The 18,019-nt window shown below is 59.7% G+C and carries 25 protein-coding genes; 9 read left to right on the top strand and 16 right to left on the bottom strand.

The window, feature by feature from the left end; translation table 11 throughout:
- The 7 genes from GL286_RS16985 to GL286_RS16955 form a co-directional block, all read right to left on the bottom strand.
- Positions 1–743: phage portal protein (locus tag GL286_RS16985; RefSeq protein ID WP_170295255.1), on the bottom strand; the 743-nt coding region annotated here is incomplete at its 3' end.
- A gap of 188 nt (positions 744–931) precedes the next feature.
- The gene (locus GL286_RS16980; protein WP_155096765.1) at positions 932–1,354 is read right to left on the bottom strand and encodes a hypothetical protein; all 423 of its coding nucleotides are present in this window, start codon (positions 1,352–1,354) and stop codon (positions 932–934) included.
- 114 nt (positions 1,355–1,468) lie between these two features.
- Complete coding sequence (locus GL286_RS16975) at positions 1,469–3,517, bottom strand: phage terminase large subunit family protein (protein ID WP_155096764.1); 2,049 nt, start codon at positions 3,515–3,517, stop codon at positions 1,469–1,471.
- Entirely contained in the window at positions 3,514–4,044 is a 531-nt protein-coding gene (locus GL286_RS16970) for a terminase small subunit (RefSeq protein WP_155096763.1), read from the bottom strand. Before GL286_RS16970 ends, GL286_RS16975 begins: the two co-directional genes overlap by 4 nt.
- 275 nt (positions 4,045–4,319) lie before the next feature.
- The gene (locus GL286_RS16965) at positions 4,320–4,724 is read right to left on the bottom strand and encodes a hypothetical protein (RefSeq protein WP_155096762.1); all 405 of its coding nucleotides are present in this window, start codon (positions 4,722–4,724) and stop codon (positions 4,320–4,322) included.
- A gap of 3 nt (positions 4,725–4,727) precedes the next feature.
- Positions 4,728–5,588, bottom strand: a complete 861-nt coding sequence (locus GL286_RS22335) for a glycoside hydrolase family protein (protein WP_155096761.1) — start codon at positions 5,586–5,588, stop codon at positions 4,728–4,730.
- A gap of 93 nt (positions 5,589–5,681) precedes the next feature.
- Entirely contained in the window at positions 5,682–6,050 is a 369-nt protein-coding gene (locus GL286_RS16955) for a hypothetical protein (protein ID WP_170295254.1), read from the bottom strand.
- Between the two features lie 750 nt (positions 6,051–6,800).
- Here GL286_RS16955 and GL286_RS16950 point away from each other — a divergent pair.
- Positions 6,801–7,451 carry a hypothetical protein gene (locus GL286_RS16950; protein WP_155096759.1) on the top strand — a complete coding sequence of 217 codons (651 nt, stop codon included), beginning with the start codon at positions 6,801–6,803 and terminating at the stop codon, positions 7,449–7,451.
- The gene (locus GL286_RS16945) at positions 7,438–8,631 is read left to right on the top strand and encodes an ImmA/IrrE family metallo-endopeptidase (RefSeq protein ID WP_170295253.1); all 1,194 of its coding nucleotides are present in this window, start codon (positions 7,438–7,440) and stop codon (positions 8,629–8,631) included. Before GL286_RS16950 ends, GL286_RS16945 begins: the two co-directional genes overlap by 14 nt.
- A 344-nt stretch (positions 8,632–8,975) precedes the next feature.
- On the opposite strand, the gene GL286_RS16940 is transcribed toward GL286_RS16945, so the two are convergent.
- The 7 genes from GL286_RS16940 to GL286_RS16910 all read right to left on the bottom strand — a co-directional run bounded on the left by GL286_RS16940 (position 8,976) and on the right by GL286_RS16910 (position 12,473).
- Positions 8,976–9,578: a hypothetical protein gene (locus tag GL286_RS16940; protein ID WP_155096757.1), complete on the bottom strand. Its 603-nt coding sequence runs from the start codon at positions 9,576–9,578 to the stop codon at positions 8,976–8,978.
- On the bottom strand, positions 9,575–10,021 hold the full coding sequence (locus tag GL286_RS16935; protein ID WP_155096756.1) for a hypothetical protein: 447 nt from the start codon (positions 10,019–10,021) through the stop codon (positions 9,575–9,577). The genes GL286_RS16940 and GL286_RS16935 overlap by 4 nt, the downstream gene beginning before the upstream one ends.
- 14 nt (positions 10,022–10,035) lie before the next feature.
- Positions 10,036–10,275, bottom strand: coding sequence for a hypothetical protein (locus GL286_RS16930; RefSeq protein ID WP_155096755.1), 240 nt, complete (start codon positions 10,273–10,275; stop codon positions 10,036–10,038).
- Positions 10,272–10,730, bottom strand: a complete 459-nt coding sequence (locus GL286_RS16925; protein ID WP_155096754.1) for a VRR-NUC domain-containing protein — start codon at positions 10,728–10,730, stop codon at positions 10,272–10,274. The genes GL286_RS16930 and GL286_RS16925 overlap by 4 nt, the downstream gene beginning before the upstream one ends.
- On the bottom strand, positions 10,723–10,986 hold the full coding sequence (locus GL286_RS16920) for a hypothetical protein (RefSeq protein ID WP_155096753.1): 264 nt from the start codon (positions 10,984–10,986) through the stop codon (positions 10,723–10,725). The genes GL286_RS16925 and GL286_RS16920 overlap by 8 nt, the downstream gene beginning before the upstream one ends.
- A 204-nt stretch (positions 10,987–11,190) precedes the next feature.
- The gene (locus GL286_RS16915; protein WP_155096752.1) at positions 11,191–12,195 is read right to left on the bottom strand and encodes a helix-turn-helix domain-containing protein; all 1,005 of its coding nucleotides are present in this window, start codon (positions 12,193–12,195) and stop codon (positions 11,191–11,193) included.
- Positions 12,192–12,473 carry a hypothetical protein gene (locus tag GL286_RS16910; RefSeq protein WP_155096751.1) on the bottom strand — a complete coding sequence of 94 codons (282 nt, stop codon included), beginning with the start codon at positions 12,471–12,473 and terminating at the stop codon, positions 12,192–12,194. The genes GL286_RS16915 and GL286_RS16910 overlap by 4 nt, the downstream gene beginning before the upstream one ends.
- Positions 12,474–13,159: 686 nt before the next feature.
- On the opposite strand from GL286_RS16910, the gene GL286_RS16905 reads away from it, so the two are divergent.
- Entirely contained in the window at positions 13,160–13,387 is a 228-nt protein-coding gene (locus GL286_RS16905) for a terminase gpP N-terminus-related DNA-binding protein (protein ID WP_155096750.1), read from the top strand.
- Positions 13,388–13,686: 299 nt separating this feature from the next.
- Here the strand turns inward: GL286_RS16905 and GL286_RS16900 are convergent, their stop codons facing one another.
- Positions 13,687–13,914 carry a hypothetical protein gene (locus GL286_RS16900; protein WP_155096749.1) on the bottom strand — a complete coding sequence of 76 codons (228 nt, stop codon included), beginning with the start codon at positions 13,912–13,914 and terminating at the stop codon, positions 13,687–13,689.
- Between the two features lie 82 nt (positions 13,915–13,996).
- Positions 13,997–14,257, bottom strand: a complete 261-nt coding sequence (locus tag GL286_RS22945) for a helix-turn-helix domain-containing protein (protein ID WP_155096773.1) — start codon at positions 14,255–14,257, stop codon at positions 13,997–13,999.
- 96 nt (positions 14,258–14,353) lie between these two features.
- Between GL286_RS22945 and GL286_RS22940 the strand changes: the two genes are divergently transcribed.
- From GL286_RS22940 to GL286_RS16865, 6 genes are all read left to right on the top strand, one after another.
- The gene (locus GL286_RS22940) at positions 14,354–14,977 is read left to right on the top strand and encodes an XRE family transcriptional regulator (protein ID WP_425496101.1); all 624 of its coding nucleotides are present in this window, start codon (positions 14,354–14,356) and stop codon (positions 14,975–14,977) included.
- 394 nt (positions 14,978–15,371) lie between these two features.
- Positions 15,372–15,608, top strand: a complete 237-nt coding sequence (locus tag GL286_RS16885; RefSeq protein WP_155096747.1) for a hypothetical protein — start codon at positions 15,372–15,374, stop codon at positions 15,606–15,608.
- A 2-nt stretch (positions 15,609–15,610) separates the two neighbouring features.
- Positions 15,611–15,958, top strand: coding sequence for a hypothetical protein (locus GL286_RS16880; protein WP_170295251.1), 348 nt, complete (start codon positions 15,611–15,613; stop codon positions 15,956–15,958).
- 276 nt (positions 15,959–16,234) lie between these two features.
- Positions 16,235–16,510 carry a DUF2312 domain-containing protein gene (locus tag GL286_RS16875; RefSeq protein WP_155096772.1) on the top strand — a complete coding sequence of 92 codons (276 nt, stop codon included), beginning with the start codon at positions 16,235–16,237 and terminating at the stop codon, positions 16,508–16,510.
- Positions 16,510–16,707, top strand: coding sequence for a hypothetical protein (locus GL286_RS16870; protein WP_155096771.1), 198 nt, complete (start codon positions 16,510–16,512; stop codon positions 16,705–16,707). Before GL286_RS16875 ends, GL286_RS16870 begins: the two co-directional genes overlap by 1 nt.
- Before the next feature lie 65 nt (positions 16,708–16,772).
- Positions 16,773–17,732: a tyrosine-type recombinase/integrase gene (locus tag GL286_RS16865; RefSeq protein ID WP_170295250.1), complete on the top strand. Its 960-nt coding sequence runs from the start codon at positions 16,773–16,775 to the stop codon at positions 17,730–17,732.
- Positions 17,733–18,019: the final 287 nt, after the last annotated feature.

Raw genomic sequence — 18,019 nt, 5'->3', positions numbered from 1 at the left:
GCGGCGATCACCATGGGGCCGACGACGCGCTCAACCACAAAGCTGGCGGAGGAGGCCCCATGGGCGGCGACGAAAAACGCGCGGCCTGAAAACGAAGACGAGTGACAACTCCTTTGACAAACACCGGTAGCCGACCAAGGCAGCCCGCGCTTCTGGCCTATAAAATCCTCAACGAAACCGTGAATGATCTCGCTCGCGGGGATGCGCTGGAAAGACCTGCCACCATAGACGTAATCGGCCTCACGTTCGTCTGTCGTGGTGAACAGATAAGCCAGCGGACGCCCGAATTTGTTGAACTCGACACCGTGCCGCACGAATGAACCATCGCGGCGATAATCCTCGTCGTAGTCCACCGGACAGCGTTGCGGATCCAGAATATGCAGCGCATAGCCCCACGGCCCCGCATCCGGACCCCAGACCTCGCGGATTATGAATTCGCCGTCTCGCGCCGCAGCGGTGGCGGCCGCACCTTGAATCACGCGAAAGCTGCGCTTGCCGCTGACATCGCAATTTTCCGAGCGGGACCATTCCACAAATGCCGCTTCGATCGCGTCATTCGCGCGAGTGTCCAACTTGCCGCCAGTGCCGCGGCTTTGCGCCTGCAGCCGGATGCCCTGTGGTCCAACGATGTTCTGCCGCACCATGCGCAAGAAACCACGCATGTAGTCATTGTTCGCGGCCTGCTCGCGCGACCGGGCGACCAGCACCCGCTGATGACGCCGGACGATAAAATCCGCGGGCATCGGCGCGCTAGGCCAGCTGCTCGTAAGCCGGTCGGTTTGGCCGGCATCAAACATGCGCAGGGCAACGGTCGGGGTGCGTCGGGGCGCGAGCTGCGGAACGCCGACGGACGATGGATCGGGTGCGCGCGAGACTTTAGGTTCGGAGCGAAGCGGCGCCACTGCCGCACGGCTAGAAAACGGCCATGCCATCAGAAGCGTACCTTCACCTGACGTCCCAGCAGGGACTGCCCGCCGTTGACCGCCTGTTCTTCGCGGCGCACCTCGTCTCGATAGCGGGACCGCAGCATCAAAAGATCAGCAACAGGTGTACGCCACAACTCGCGGTTATTGATCGAATATCTCTCCTGATCGATTGAGGCTCGGTTTTCCAACACAGCCTCGACCGCCTCCAGGACACGCCGGGCATGGCTGCGCCCGTCAAACCCAGACGTCAGGGACGCGATATCCGCGCCGATCAGCAGATCTCCGGTCTGATATTCAATAACGTCGGATCCGCGCAGGGCGCGCAGAGCCCAGACATATCGGCCCGGCAGCCATTCTGCAGTGATTGGCGCCGAGGCCTGAAGGCGATGCATGGCCCCTTGTGGCTCAGATTGCAGATCGATGCCCAAAGGTCCGCGCATATGCAGCCGCAATGACCAATCCGGTGCAGGATAGGCCGTCGCTGTGATCGTCACGTCAAAGGTGACGCCCGCCGTGATTTTTACCGGGATACAGGCCACGCCTCACCATCTGTTTACCCATCCGCCGCCAGTGCGGCGACGGCGCGCCCGTCGGACGCTCTTGGGCGCAGATTGCGGGTCCGGGGCCTCGGGTTCCTCTGGCGGAATTTCAACGGGGTCCGGCGCGGCCCTTGTCTGGCGGACTTGCTGTATCGCGTCCACCAACTTAGCCGCTGTCTTGCCGACCGTTGCCGCCGGGGCCGGTTCTGGCTCGTCAGCCTCAGCCGGAGGAAATGTGATCGCCATGCGCTTCGCCAAACGGGCAAAGTTCGGGTTCAACAGCTTCAGTGCGGCGGTGGCATAGACGCGGCAGTCAAAGACCTCGTTCCGGTCTCTCGTCTTGTGCCATTCGCGCACCGCGAAGCCTTTGGTCATTTTCGTGACCAACTTCTCAGACGTCATTTGCGCGAAATATTCCGGATCGAGCCCATTGTGGAAATGGCAATAACCAGGGCCGGGCCGCATGATGCCAAGGCGGCGGGTGACCACAACCTTCGCTTCGTCTACGCCGACCGGGAATAGATCGACCTTGCGCGCCCGCCGGCCGCTGGCCTTGCGCGTGGGGGTAGATACGATCGGACGCCCGAAACCAGACATCCCCTTGACCGCGAATAGACGACGCCCGGTCTTGCCACGTGCGTATTCATAGGCCGCCTGCGTCATGCCCGCACTGCCGCCCGTGTCCAGACAAGCCGACGCAATCGACAATTGATCGCCGTTTTCATGCTGCCACGTCTCGGCCAGCATGGCATCAAGATCGTCCCAGACATCACGCTGCATCGGGTCGCCATAGATCACGCGATGCTCGACCGTCCAGCTTTCCTCCCCCAAACCCCAGCCTACGACCTCGACCTCCAGCCTGTCCTGCTGCATGTCGATACCTGCGGTCAGCACCAGTGCCCCGTCAGGGACCGGCGCAGCATAGGCTTCGACTCGCCCCATCAGCGATGTGGCATCGACCTGCTCGCCTTCCAGTTCCCATGTCTCGGCCAGCGAGATGTTGGTGAACGACTGCATGTCATTCGCCGCGACCTTGTCGAGGAACGATTGCACGATGTGCGACAGGCGGCGGAAACAGCTGTATAGCTCGGACAGATGATAGCTGGCGTGCCCACGGAACGGCCGCTCGGCAATCCACCCCGCGCCGTCGCGCTCGGCCGAACGGATCGCCGCCCAACGCTGCCCATCGTTCCACGTCTTTCCGCACAGGATTTCACCTGTTTCGGGATCATGTGCGTCGCAGCGATACCGAGCGGTCTCGGGCAGATGCTCGCCCTCGTCGTCCTTGTCCCAAGTTACATTGGCCCATTTCAGGGTCTGCTGGTGACCGCAATGCGGGCAGCAGACATGGAAACGCCGCCGGTCACCGGCCAGAAATGCCGCCTCGATCCAACTCGCGCCCTTGATGCCAGGCGTGGAAATCTCCAGGAGAAAACCGTCATCGCCGAATGACGCCGCGCGCTGCGCCAGCAGGTTCACCGGATGGCCTTCTGTGACCCGATCATAACCATCGGTCTCATCGCAAACGATGAACGGCGCTGACCTGCCGCGCATCGTCTTGGGCGATCCCGCCCATGAAAACATGATAAAGCCGCCGGGATAGGACTTCATTTTATCGTTGTTGACGCCCTTCCGACCGCGCGGCGGCGCGATTAGCTTTTGCAGCGCCGGGTTGGCCTCAACCATCGGATTGAACTTGGTCTGCATCCAAGTGCCAAGGTCGCCCTGACTTGGCTGCATCATCATCTGCGACGTGGGATTCTGTTCGATACGGTACGACTGCGCGCACAGCGCCAGCGTCGTCTTTCCGACCTGCGCGCCCCACATCAGCGTGATGCGGCGGCAGGCCGAGTTGATCGTCATGTCCAGCGGTTCACGCTGGAATGGGGCATTGTCAAAACGGATCAGGCCGGGAACCGCGTTCCCCTCGGGAATGCGGACAGACTGCTCGGCATATTCGCTGGGCTTAAGGGTTGGCGGCGGGCGAAGGTGTCGCTGCGCCAGCGCGACAGCCCGTGCGATCTGGCTGGCGTTGCCGAAGGGAACGGTCAATCGTCATCTTCCTCGTCATCCTCGGCCTCCAGATCGTCGGCCGAGAGAATGCGGTCCTCCGACAAGGCATCAAGCGCCAGGTCGATCTCTTCCTTCAGGGTGGCTTTAACGTGGTTCAGATCGTTTTCACCGACCACCCGCGGCGCAGCGCGCGACGGGATGGTCCGCATCTTGGCCCGCACTTCCGCAAAGACCATAGATAGCGCACGTTCGAACTGTTCGATGGGGGCAACTTCGCGCTTCAGTTGCGCAAGCTTCAGCTCGGCAGTTTCTGTTTTTGCGGCCAACTCTCGGCGCAGCAATTCGTTTTCCGAAGCCTCGGAGGTTGATCGGCTATCATCGCGGATGACCTGATCTCGCCATTCGCGGATATCGGCTGTGTTGAATTGATAGGCTCGGCCGCGTCCGCCCTCTTTGGCTACGGGGCATCCCTGTACGACCCAGCGATCTACAGTCGGAGGTGTCACGCCGAAGATGTTGGCGAGGTCAGCTCGGCTGACCAGCTTACCCTTGCGCGCGGTCGCCATTTGCAGCCCAGACATAAAGATAAAACGCGGTCAAAACGCCCTCGCAGAAATGGTTTTTCGCGGGGAATGGCCCCCCGCATGGCGTACCCCTCCGAAAGAACCTAGCCATTGCCCACCGATTAGGCAGCCGACCCAGCTCAGACCCCGCTGCGCCTCGCTCTGGCCCCACCCAGCCCGCCGACGCGTGCGCCGCAGGCACACCAAGGAGGGTTGGACGGACCCATTTGTTGCAAGCTTGGCCTTTAAATAGGAAGGGCACGGCTTTCGCGCATGGGTCAGCAGACGGCTGCAGCGGTGGCGCGGGCCAATGCCTCGGTCAACTTGTCCACCCCCGCCCCGACCAAACCTTCGAGCTTGTCACTGGCAACCTGCTCCAGCTTCACCTTGGCTAGATCTGTCAGGACGTCAGAGGATGGTGCCAATCCCTTGATGGCATCGGGCACACTTCGCATTGCATAGGCCACCACCAGATCGATAGCTGCCTTCCCCGTCAGCTGTTGCTTCAGCGCCAACTCCGCACCGGTATGAAGCGCCCAGTGCAAGGCCTCACGTTGGCGAGCCTCGATCTCGATGCCCCACTTCTTCTTTGCAGCCGCTGCAAGCCAGCCGATGAGGCCGGTCAACACGACGCTGAGAGCTTCGAGCAGGCCCGGCATGGCGCCGCTGATGATGCTATCCATTGTTCAAATCCCCTTCAGAATGGGCCATGTCTTCGGCCCGACGACCCCATCAGCCCAAAGGCCGTGGGCGGTTTGCTCAAGCTTGACGGAAGCGCGGGTGCGGTTGCCAAAGTCGCCGTCGACGGAAATGACGTGGCCCTTTGCAACCAGCAGCACCTGAAGCTGGCGGACCTCCGGCCCTTTTGAGCCTTTCGCCAGGATCGGCAGGCCACTGGCCCAGTCGGTTTCCAGCACACCACTGTCCTCTGGGGCTTCCTGCGCGACCGGCTGATCCAGTAGGTATGCATCCATGCAGGCCAATGCCTCAGCCTGCGTCAGGGTCTTTGCCACGCGCCACGTGATCTTGCCCGCCCCGTCAACGCTCCAGACCGTCAGCTTTCCGGTCGGGTAAATGCCTTTGCGGAACAGCAGCTGCTCGGCCTCACGCCGCTCTTTGACCGCGGCGGGCGTCCGCCAGTTCATAAAGGCTGCCGCCGCCCCCGTGATATCACCGGCATTCAACAGCTTGGTCACGGTCGCACGCGCGATGGCCCCAGTGTTGTAATGGAACGAGACCAGTGCATCGAACTCGTGCTGGGACACCATGACCTGAACTGCCTGCCGCACATCCTCTTCATAGCTCGCCAGATCGGCCGCGAAGACGGTGAACACCTCATCCAGCGCGGCATCGAGGTCGACCGGCATCCCACGCGGCATTGATGCCGGGTGCGGCGCACCGGCAGCCGAGGTATGGCCCACGCCCCACGTCCAGACGCCGACACTGTCGAGATACGGCGCGGGCACGATGCCCTCATGCGAAATCAGGGCAGTGATGCCCGCAGGTGAGGTCGTCATGCGCCGGGACCGCGAAATGATGCCTACCATTGCCAGCTCCTGCTCAGAATATGCCAAGCGACGATGATGGCGGTGCCGCACACCCAAGTTTTGGCCTCTTCCCGAAGCCATCTGCGCAGCCAATCAGGCATCCGGTTGCCCGCTTCCGTTGATCCGGCGCACTTGCGCCTCGATGATGCCCATGAAGAATTTGGCGAGACTCATGCCCACGATTCCGGCGGCGAAACCGGCCGTGCCCTGCACGTCACCGGTCATGGATCCGAAATACTTCTCCAGCAGAGCCATCATCAGCGGTGTGGCGTATCTAGCCATCAGCATACCCGCGACGATGGAAACGACGCCGTCACGCATCTTTTTGCGCTCGGACATCAGCCATCGGACAAGACCACCAGCAGCACCGGCCAGAGCAGCGCGGCCAGCCTCTCCGGTAATCCACGCACCAATCAGGGTGGCGGTGAGCAGAAGTTGATCCGTCCAGCTGGGTTCGTTCATTCCGCCATCACAGGCGGCCAGCCCTTCCAGAGCCCGCATCGCCGTGCCTTTCCATCAAATCCGTGAGGGGAAGGTGATCTATTCGGCGACGCGCTTCCTCTGGCGGGATTTCATGGGCAGGAAGACCGGCGCAAAATTCTGGCTATTCTCGGAATAGACGCTCGTGGCTGGCTTACATGGCCGATATGGTGAGCCTCATCGGGAAGCATGAAATACAAGCCACTTGGATGTCACTCCGGAAAAACATACAAGTGGCTTGCATGTAGCTCTCCGCAAGCGCCGCTTATTGGCCCAGATCAAGGACGAAACGATGTCGCCGCAGACCTTCTCGAGCTGGCTAAACGAAATGCGCAATGCGGGGCTCATTAGGTCCGATGCAGATGCCGGTCGACTGCTCGGAGTGTCTGCAAATAGCGTCGCAGCCATGAAGCGCGACGGGGTGCGTGGCCCGTCGGCAGAGCGAACTGCCTTGGCATGTCGAGCACTACTCCACCGGCTCACGCCCTACGTATAAGTCGCGCTCACGCACCGGCGATAATATTCCGCACCTGCCACGCCGAGACTTCGACCACGTCAGCAATCTGCTTGTCAGACCATCCAGCGCCACTCAGTCGCCTGACCGCGGTCATGCGCCAGCGGAGATCACAAGGAAGGCCGCTCAGAAAGATGGACCGGCGACGGTTGACAAATTTGGCATATTTTCGTATTTGGTTGCCAAGGCACATGTGCAACCAAATACGGAGAGCGCCAATGCGCACCGCCGAAGCCCTGATACGGGACCAACTCCCCCCGAGCAACTGGCCAACCATCCCGACGCTTCTGCGAACCGCATACCGCGCTGCCGATGAGATCATTCGCGACAACCCGATCCTTCAGGTGAAGAGCGCGGAGGACAATCGCGGTCGCATCATACAATGGTCTGTTGATCTCAGGGTTGAAACCGCAATCAAGAACGGTTCACTTCCGTGCGACTATTCTTGGGAACACTTCGATAAACCCACCGGTAGATACCTGCAATTGCGATTTCCGCATTCAACGGCCTCCATTAGCCAGGTTTCGCGGCCTGATCGCCAGCCGCGCTCTGTTGTATTTAGAGAGAATGCACGCCTTCGCAACCAGGGTGTTTTCGAAGATTTTGACGATGGCAGCGAGATTTGTGGCCTGCCACATTTTCTTATTATCCATGGTTATCAGAACCTTAGCTTTGCCCACATTGCCCTGCCATCCGCGGATTCGCGGGTAGGTTTTGAGTTCAGAACGCCTAACTTGATGAGTATTCCCCACGAGATACAATCGGACCCCAAAATGGCCCCGACTGAGAATACGGACTTTGATCCGGATGAGTTGGGGGCATTGAAGGATGAAATTGAGAAGTGGAGGAAGGACCATGGCGGCGATTAATAACATAATCCATATTTCGCAAGCCGCCCGAGGGAAGCATCCAGGGCGGCTTTTGATTCCGGCCAGACTTACAGAAGCGCGGACCGCGAAAAAGATGACTCAATCGCAGCTAGCGGCCCAAATTGAGGTGAGCCGTCAATCCGTTTCCACCTACGAACTTGGAACGAAGAATCCAGACCCAGAGGTAATGGTGCGGATCGCGAGAGTTCTGCAGCAGCCGATGACATACTTCACGCGCGAAGAAATCCCGTCGTTCGGGAACAGAAGCACTGTTTTTTTTCGCAAGACCGGCGCAGACACCAAGAAGCGGAATCAAGCTTGCGCAGTCCACGCTGACTGGTTGGTAAGCGCGGCGGCTACGCTCGCGAACTATGCGCATCTCCCGCAGGTGGACCTGCCGAGCTTTGAACCGTCTGGTGTTGGCGTCTGCTATACTGATGATGAAATTGAAGAAAGCGCTGAATCTGTGCGCAAACACTTCAATCTCAATCACGGACCGATCTCGAACGTAGTCCGCCTATTGGAGGCGAAGGGCGTTATTGTATGTCGGCAAAAAATGGAGGGTGAGAATGTCGGAGCATTTTCATTCTGGTCAGGTGATCGTCCTTTTATTTATTTGGCATCGGATCGGAAAAGTGCTGCGAGAGCAAGGTTTGATGCCGCTCACGAACTTGGGCATCTTTGCCTACATAGATGGATAGGCGAAGACGAAGTTGATGACGCGGATCGCCTGAAGGAGATTGAGCAAGAAGCCGACCGTTTTGCCGGAGCATTCCTACTGCCCCGAAAATCTTTCCCCAATGAGGTCTTCTCGTCCAGAGCGGAAGGTTTTATTGAGCTTAAATCTCGTTGGAAAGTATCCATTCAAGCTATGGCGTATCGTTGCAAGGATTTGGGTGTCTTCGATGATCGACAAATAACAAATATATACAAACAAATATCTTATAAAAAATGGAGGACAACTGAGCCTCTAGATGGCGAGAACGGATTACCGTTCGAGGAGCCCGTGGTGTTGAGAAAGCTCACAGATCTCTTGTTGGATAGCGGAAAAGTATCCGCTGCTGATGTTGCGTTAGAGATTGGCCCATCGCCCGATATACTAAGCCAGATTCTTGGGACGGATCGCCTTCGCATGGGCGTAGAATCACGGGCAGATGCCCCTGACTTATCTCTAAAGTGAACTTTTAATGTTGCAGCTGGCCTCGCCCTTCCTAACCCGCGGGGCGGGGTCAATTGTTCGATGGTGGCGGAGGCGGTGAGGCAGGCCCCTCACATGCATCAGGACGCCGGCTTCCTGTATATCTCGCCGGCTCTCGCCAACGCCACGACGTATCAAGGCACCGATACGGGCTGGCATACTCAATCTGGCCAATCAAGCTCCACGGCCCACAACGACCGCAGGCACATTCGTATCTCCATCTCGGGTGCCACCAGCCGCGCTTGAACTGCTGCATCGTTGAGCCGCATTCGCAGGTCTGGGTGCAAAGCACGATCGAAGGTGCGGGCATCACATCCTCTCCACGTTCAGGCCATCTTTACAGAAACGATGTTCGCCACCTGACGCGCCGAGATGTCCAGCATCCCTGCGATATCCCGCACGGCCCAGCCCGCCCCATGGAGGCGCCTGACCTCGGTCGTGCGCCAACGGCGATGCAGAAAGCGGCAATTGCTGGGCTGTAGGATGATCCCGCCGAACTCGCGCACCAGCAGGTTAGCGTCCCGCCAGCCGATCAACGACACCAGCGGATGATCAGGGCCAATGCGCGTCGGGACATACAGGCAGACACGCCACGGCCTGCTACCAGATTGCGGAAGTCTGCCAATCAGGAACAGGGTCCGTTCACGTCCGATTACGTCAGCGATTTCCTGCGCGCTGGGGGGCAGGTCATCGCCTTCATGGCGCTTCGGTCGAATGTCCTGCTCGGAATTGAGCAGCCATTCCGTCAGCTCGGTGCAGTCGAACGTCGCCGCCCTTCCTCTGGTATCGACGCTCCGCATCGGTGCGCCCAGATCTACCCATTCGTCGATCCGCGCCTCGGTGACGCCCATCATGGCAGCGGCCTCGGTGCGTGTGATGGTGCGGCCATGCAGCCGGTATTTGCGCGGGCGAAGGGCTGGCAGGTTCATGCGCCGCACCAATCGTAGATAGTGACGCCCGTGCCCCGCCCAGCGCGCTCGACCTTGCCACAGGCGATCAGCTTTGCCAGCGCCCCCTTGGCCGCTGCAGCAGACAGCCCAGCGCGACTGGCATAGTCCTGCAGCGTCAGGGGTGAGACCCGTCCAGACGGCCTCTGGAATGGCCGGACAAGCTCGGCCATCTCATCAGCTCCGGAACCAAGGTCGATGTTCTGCAGCTCCTGATTGCGCAGCATCATCTTTCGGACGCTCGCACCATTGCAGCCGATCACGGCGGCGATCACCACCGAGGAAACTCCGGCGCTCCTGGCGCGGCGCATGGCAGTTCTGCGCGCCATGAGCACGAGGCGGGTCTTGTCCTTGCTGCAGATATCTGCGGCGCTGATGCCTGTCTCTGCTGCCACCTCATCCACGATGACGCGGACTGCATCCATAACGGCTCGTTGCTTCACAAATCCCTCGTCAGCTTCTTGAGCTTCTGCTTGCTGTCGCGCCTCTCGTGCTGCTTAGCGCTCTTGGCTTCCTCTCGACGTTCTTTGCGCTTTCTAGCTTCGGCCTTTGCGCTGGTGGCATTGCGGTCTGTGCCGCGATCTGCCGTGCGCCGCACTGGACCCTCTCCCGGATTGCCGATGCATCGCGCTGCCATGCAGCCGTCAGGTGTCAACCACTGGCAGATTGAGCAGCTCATGCATTCCTCCCGTTGGCGGCACTACTGGCCGCGATGAGGCTCCAATCCGACAAGGCGGCATCCACCTCAGCGACAGAGCGGACCACGGCCACGCGGCAGCCCAGCGCCCGCAATTGCTGATGCAGCGCCTTCTGGTCGGGGTCTGGGGTATTGCCAGGGGCTTTGACCTCGAACATGGCGATGACCGGTCCCGGCAGGATGCAGGTGAGGTCAGGCCAGCCCTTCACGGTTCCCATCGCCTCGTTATGGGCGATCTGCCGCATGATCTGGGTTCCACTCAGGCCTATGCTGTTCGGCGAGTGGTGGATCTGGGCAGCGGGGAAGCGACGCCGCAGGTGGTGTAGGATCTCGATGTGTATAGGACCTTCGCGATCGACACGGCGTTTTCCGGTGGCGCTGGGCATGCCGGGCGCTTTGCCATTGCTCTGGCGGATGATGCGGAGAAGCTTAGCCACGACCGATCTCCTCCAGCGCCCAGCGCAGAGCTTTGGACTGGTCTTGGGCGTCTTGGCCTTTGCGGGAGGATGCCGAGATCCATGCTGCCTCGATCTGCTCTCGGTTCCACAGGACCTGACGCTGTGTCTTGCCCCTTCCTGCTGCCCCCTTACGGATCAATTCAATGCCCTCCGACGTGAGCATGCGGACAGTGATCAGACCGATGGTGATCTGCCGAGAGGTTGGCGATGTCTCGATGTTCGCGCGGCCGGTCATTGCCAGAACCCCCCAGCGTGGAGGATCAGAGCAATCAGAGCGGCGCTGATAAGTTGATCAGCGGCGTTCATCGGGGTCCGTGGTCTTCCATGCTGCGTAACCCCGAAGAGCACGCTCAAAGCCAGCAGCACAACCATCGCTATTTGGGGCCAACCCATCACTGCACCACCTTCGCGGCGCTGGGCACGAACTTAGCGAAACGGCTCATCGCAGGATGATCCCGACGCGGCGCAGCTCGTCAGCGCTGACCATGCTCTTCGCCAGCATGTGCCTGGCAATTGCGGGCTTGAGGGACGAGACGGCGTAGCTGCGGCCTTCCTTGACCGGCTTGATCCAGCCCAGCGCCACGGCATCGAGATAGGCAGCAGAAGCGGGCATCGCTTTTCCGGCAGTCCCGGCTTTCGCCAACTCGCGCCAGGCACCACGGGCCAGCCAGTTCGCAGGCTTCATCGGGTAGCCCCGCTCGACCTGCCGCGTCCCGGCATAGGCCACGGCTGCCGCGATCAGGCTCTCAGCCTCGACTTCGCCGGATGCCAGAACCGCGTTGAACGCCTTCCGGGCCGCCTCGCGCTCCACCGGGCCGGGATAGACCGCCCAGAACCGGTCGAATGAGCTGGCCGCGTCCTGCTCGGCCTCGGCTGGGGCGTCTCGGACATCATCCGAAAAATCACCCACCCCACCCTGCCCTGCCCCCGCCAAGGGGGTAGGGGGTTTTTTCTTATCTTTTGTTTTTCTTATAGGGACTGAAAAACCGGCGGTCGGTTTTTCAGGCGGTCGGCCGATAGACTGATTTTCAGGCGGTCGGTGATCCTCACCGATAGACGGGTTTTCAGGCGGTCGGCTGTCGGCGTCGATCTCATCCTGTTCCCCGACATCTTGCGGGTGCGGATCAGCCTCCTTACCACATGCAGCGGCCTCCGGATCGTCAACGATCACCCATTCAGTGCCTGCCAAATGCCCGCCGTCGCCGCGCAGAACCTCGCGCACCACATATCCTGCAGCTTCCAGTTCCTTCAGCATTCCGCGCAGCTTGTCGCGCCCGACGCCGGTAATGGCTTGCAGATGCTCGACGACGAACGTCCAGTCATCGGCATAGGTCATCAGCAGCGCCAACAGGCCGCGGGCTTCTATGCTGACGCGCTCGTCGCGCATCGCGGCGTTCGGGATAGCGGCGTAGGCGCGGCCTTGGCGTCGGGATCGCTGTCTCATGGCCGCACCCCACCGCCAGCGTCGATTAAATCGCCGACAAGGCGCGGGTCTGCGGCCGACATGCACAAGAACGAGCCGTCGGCCAATTCCCGGAACCAACCATCATCGACCATACGCTGGGCCAGCGCCCAAGCATCGGGTTGCGAAATTCCCGCCCAGCGCGCTATCGCAGATACGGATGCAACGCCGCCTCCATCTGCAACAGCGAGATGGGCAAGCCGTCGCTCTCCGGTGAACAGCCCACAGTCCAACACCTTGCTAATCATCGCGGCGCTCATACTGACGTCCTCGACAAGGTTTGGAGCGATTTCGTTGTGGGGTGGCTAGCTGGCGGAGTGACAATGGGGATAACGATGGTCATGGTCAGCACGATGCCAACCTTCCCTGGCAGCATCGTGTCGCATCCGGTCTCATGGATTGCGGCTGCGCAGCTAGCTCTCTTCTTTCTTGCAGTTCTGTGTCGATACGTTGCAGCGAGTCTGACAGACTAACGATGCCCACAAGGGCTGCGAACGAGAATGCCATACTCAAAGTCTGAATAACCCAGAAGAAAGCAATCCACTGCCGGATGGTCATGGCGTGTCCTTTCGACAATGCTGGCGGTTTTTCAGCGCTTCGGCCCCATTACAGAGGCCAGCGCGAAAACCATGGAAAATCGCCCTACCGCCGAAACCATTTCTGGGCCGCTGATAGGTCGCCGTGAACTTTATGTTCACGTTTTGTTTGTTCGGGATGGAGAGAGAAACGCGCTTCATGAGCACACACCAGATCTAGATGTAGTCAAGAAGAACATTGCAAAAACATCTCTGCAAAGATGCGAGAAATAAGATTCGCGCCATCTAGATATAGTGCTGTAAAAGGATAGGTGCAGAACGACTCGCGCCAACGAGTCGCCCTGCGAGTGAAGCCGCCGCACTCTGACAAACGACGGCACCACGGCAGCCATAACCAGTGGAGGTTTATCATGGCTACTTTTCGTGACCCTGAAACGGGTGTCTTGCTGAACCATATTACGGTCCAGCGGTCCAGCCTCGGCGAACCAGAAAGAGCGGTAGCCCGCTCGCTGTATCGTCGCGGCTATAAACAGCAGCACATCGCCGCCATGCTTGGCACCAACCAAGGCAGGGTCAACGAGGCGTTGGATTGCGGCGGCGCAAGAGGCAACGGCATCGTCCAGCCTTCGCTGTTCTGAACCCTGACCGGGCGGAAAGGAGGGGAGGTCCTCCGGCCGGTCAACTAGGCTCAATCCCACTACACTATCACCTGCTGCGTACCAGCAGCCTTCAGCGCCCTTTTCATCGGCCCGAACCGAAGGGATCAGCCGATGGAAAATCGCCCTACCGCCAAAGCGGTTCTCGACCGGGCCAGCCGCAGGTTCCACGATCCCAGATGTTTGCCGCCCGAAGCGGCCGGAATCGTGACGGGTTAAGGAGCAGGTGCTGCGCCCCGCCCCGATTCCCCGCTTCGGGCAACCTGGAAACCCGATCCCCATCACCGCCCCCGCATGACCTGTTCGTAACGGGGCAGCGTGGCCATGGCGTGGTCGACGATGTCGCCATAGGGGCGGCACATGCCGTCGAACCAGTTGCAGGCGGTCTGGAATGTCACGCCAAAATGGACGGCGCATTCTTCGCGGCTGGAGAAGCTGCCAATCATCAGCAATGACCAGCGCCGCATGAAGGCGTCACGGTCGATGCCATGGACGTGGGCACGGCGCATGACACTGGCCGAGCGTCGAAGGTCAAACGTCCTTGCACGGGACATTTGACGGCATGCGTGGGAAGCTTGCGAAAGCTCAGATTTACTGAGGGGTTTGGACATGGGGAATCTCAAGATGGGGGGCCTCTTGGGCCGGTTGGCACGGGGAATTGGCCTCCGAGCCGTCAACCCAGCTCGCAACAGGGACAGCACCGCCAGTCAGACGTTCTATCCGCACCGCGAGCTCGAGAGAGGGGCGTTTCTTTCCGCTCTCGAGACCAGAAAGATAACCGCGCCCGATGCCGAGCTGATCGGCAAAGACGGCACGCTTGAGGCCAAGGGATTTGATGACATCGGTAAGCATGGCCAAGAATTACTCTCAGCTAACTTTTTGGGTCAAGGTGAAAGTTTGCTGAGAGGTAATTATTGCTCCCAGCCCGTCGCGTCAGACCCGCACGCGATGCATGAAAGCGGGATGAGATTGCGATTAGGTCAGATCCTTACCGAAAAGGGCATCAAGCAACGGCAACTTGCCGAAATGCTGGACGTGTCTAACGGATACGTAAGCCAGCTAGTTAGCGGCAAACGCCAACCATCACCCGAGCTTCTTCTGCAATTATCGCAGGCGCTCGGAGTAACACCCACGCATCTGATGGAGCCAAGTCGGCCAGTGGCCGTCGCCGGTCGCGTGGGCGCCGGCAACACTGTTGAACTTGTAGATTCATACGCTAAAGGGGGCGGCCTATTTTACGTGGCTGCTCCTGAGGATCTTTCTCCGTCAGGTATTGTGGCGGTAGAAGTACGAGGCGACTCAATGAGCCCCCTGATCGAAGAAGGGGATATCATCTTCTTTAGCCGGTACTTCCACGGCATTGACGAGGATGTCGTAGGTCACGTCGGGATTTGCGGGACGGAAGATGGCCGCGCGATGGTGAAGCAAATCAAGTTTGGGCGTGACACGGGAACATTCGATCTTTTCTCAGTCAACCCCAACCACCCACCCGAGTACGGTGTTAAACTTGCTTGGGCTGCACCTTGGCGAAGAATCATTCGCAAACGCGATGTGGAATTAATCGAAATCTAATACGCCACACCACACCGCACCAAACCCATTGCCATAGCCGCGCACCAAAACAGAGACCGCCCCCACACGCTGAAAGGGGCGGTCGCACATGTTGCGATCCCCGCAAAGAAGCAACTCTTAAAAGCAAATTTACTATCAGCTAACTTTTCTATTGCCGCAGCATTAGCTGTCAGCTAACTATGAGTCTATCCGCAACCCCTTGGATGGAGCTCATCATGCAGACCCATTCGCTACCGACCCCCTCTCGCGCATCTCTCGACGCGTGGCGGGTTGTCACTGATCCCGAATTTGCCGCCACCCTCCCAGCCAGCACCCGATTTCTCGCCCTGCGAGTCGTCGCCAACCAACGACGCCTCGGCCTATTGCGGGGCCTCAACCTTCCCTCGGCGCGGCCATGATTGACCGCAAGCACAGCAACACCCTGCGCGCGGATTTGTCGCGCGCAGGCTATTGCCCCGATGACATGCCCGAATGCGCCCAAAATCCCGACGGGCGGCTGCCGCTGATCGGACTGTTGGCGACTGCGATGCTGGTTGTGCTGGCGGTCGTTGCCGTATGGCTCGCATTCGTCGCGACAGACTGGCCCGCCTTGCTGGATCTGACCACGCGCGCCTCGACGCACGAGGTCTAACGATGGGAATGTTCGATCATAAGCTTCTGTCAGACGCCGCGCCGAATGCGCTGCTACAGAACCTGATCATGCGCGGCCTGCTATTCCGCGCCCGCCAAAGGCTTTTGACCATGCCGGACACGGCGGAACTAGCCGATGATATTTCGGCGGCGCTAGACCGCCGCCACCCCTTTGCCAGCGGGCCAGCCGCCGCATCGTTTCACGTCTCGGCCGATCATCTGTCGCCTGCCGAAGCCATGCGAGACCCGATGCCCGAGGCATGGCAGATCACCGTCGCCATGATTTGCGGCGCTGTTCTGGGCGCAGCGGGATGGGTCGCGGCAGATTGGTTTGTAGGCGGTCTGATCTGACCGTCGAACGGAATGGGTGCGCCAAAAGAAGCCTGCGCCCCGACTTGCTGGCCGCTGCCGGTCTTTTCACCACCACGATCTGCAGCGGTCAGCACTTTTCGCGTTCCGTGCCCATCAGCATCTGGGCATCATCAAAAGGAAACCAGGATGGCTCAGACCGTTGATTCCCCCTCCGACACCACAACGATCAACCTCAAGGTTGGCGATGTTGAAACCGGACCGGTCAGGCTCGGCATGATGCGCGAGGCGCTGGACAAAGTACGCGGCGCGATTCCGATGAAGGAAGATCCCGACTGGCAGGGGCACAACAGCTCGGCCTATGGGGTGGCCGCTGGCGAGTTGCGTCAATTCATAGAGCAATTCGAGGCGCTCGATGCCGAGAAGAAGGACGTGAACGAACGCCAAAAGGAGCTGATGGCCGAGGCCAAAGCCCGCGGCTACGACACCAAAGTCATGCGCAAGGTCATCGCTCTGCGGAAACGTGACAAGGATGACGTGGCAGAGGAAGAGGCTATCATCAGTCTTTATAAATCGGCCTTGGGAATGGAATGATGGGCCACCACGCGCCACTTTTTGCGAGCGAGAGGACTGCTGCACAGTTGCTGGACATGAAGCCCGCCGAGTTCAAAGCGCTTGTGTTGGCAGGCGCTTTGCCCGGGGCGGTCCTTCACGGACGCTGGGATGTAGCAGAGCTGCAGGCGATCATGCGCGGCAACAAGATCAAGCCGTCAGAGGAATTCGATCTTTGAGAAAGCAGCGCAAACCATATGTAACGAGCAAGACGAAGGGCGGCCGAACCCGCCTCTATTTTCGATTGACCTGGACAGTTGACGGGAAACGGCGAGAACGGTTTATCCCGCTACCCGACGATCCCGACAGCTCCGAGTTCGACCGAGCGTATTGGGCGATCCGATCGGGACAAAGCGAGGCGGTAAAGGCCCCTGCCCGCCAGACATGGCAAGAGCTGGTGACAGCCTATCGCGGCAGCGCGCGCTTTGCGAAATTGGCTCCACGCACTAAAAAATCATACAACGACACTATCGAGTGGATTTTGCAGGCCAATGCCGCAAAGTCCGTCACAACGCTGACCCGTCAGAAGCTGCGCGAGCTGCATGTGAAATATGCCGGCACTCCGCGCAAAGCCGATCTGCTGGTCCAGATAGTTTCGATCCTGTGCAATTTCGCGCGCAAACAGATGGATTGGAAAATCGACAATCCAGCTGAGGGGCTCGATCTTTACGGGAAGCAGCGCGAATACGAGCCTTGGCCGGACTGGATGGTCAAAGCGCTGGACGACGCGCCACAGGTGGTTCGCAGCGCCGCTGAACTTATCCTCGGGACCGGTCAGCGCCCCGCGGCCGCCATCGCGATGCGCCGTGACCAGTTTCAGGGTGAATGGATGACAGTCACCGACGAAAAGGGCGATGAAACCTATGAAATCTACTGCCCTGCCATGCTACGCCGATACCTGAACGAATTGCCCATCGGCGGCACCCATATCATTCCGCGCAACCTGACACAGCCCATGCGCTACGATAGCGTCGAAAAGCAATTCCGTGCCTGGCGAGAATCCCTGGGTGATCGCGCCGCTCCCTTCTCGATGCATGGATTGCGCAAGCTTGCCATTGTCCGTCTGGCCGAAGCCGAGTGCACTGATGCGCAGATCCAGGCGATCACCAACCAAAGCGCGCAGACCGTGGCCTATTACCGCAAGCGCGCCAGTCGCAAAAAGCTATCCCGCTCGGCTATGGAGCGAAACGTGGGCACCAATTAAGCGCGAGGCGATCTAGACGACAGATAGCAGCCCTTCTGCGCCATTCAGTCAGGCTGGGGTATGGCCCGAGATTAGCAAGTGCAGCGGAAGGCTCGGCCCATTACCGCCGCTCGACCATGACGTATGCCGGACCGCCTCATGCGTGGGAGTGGCCGTTCAGCCGTACTGCAGCGATACCCCCGACGGGATCGCAGCAATGCGGGACAAAGCATGGGTTATCGGGCGATCTCCACACCTGTGGGGTCGAGCTCAATGTAGACCGCAAGTGTTTCTCCATGACAGGGAAG

Source organism: Paracoccus aestuariivivens (assembly GCF_009711225.1).
In the GTDB taxonomy this organism is placed as follows: Bacteria; Pseudomonadota; Alphaproteobacteria; order Rhodobacterales; family Rhodobacteraceae; genus Paracoccus; species Paracoccus aestuariivivens.
This window is presented reverse-complemented; position numbering and strand designations above follow the sequence as displayed.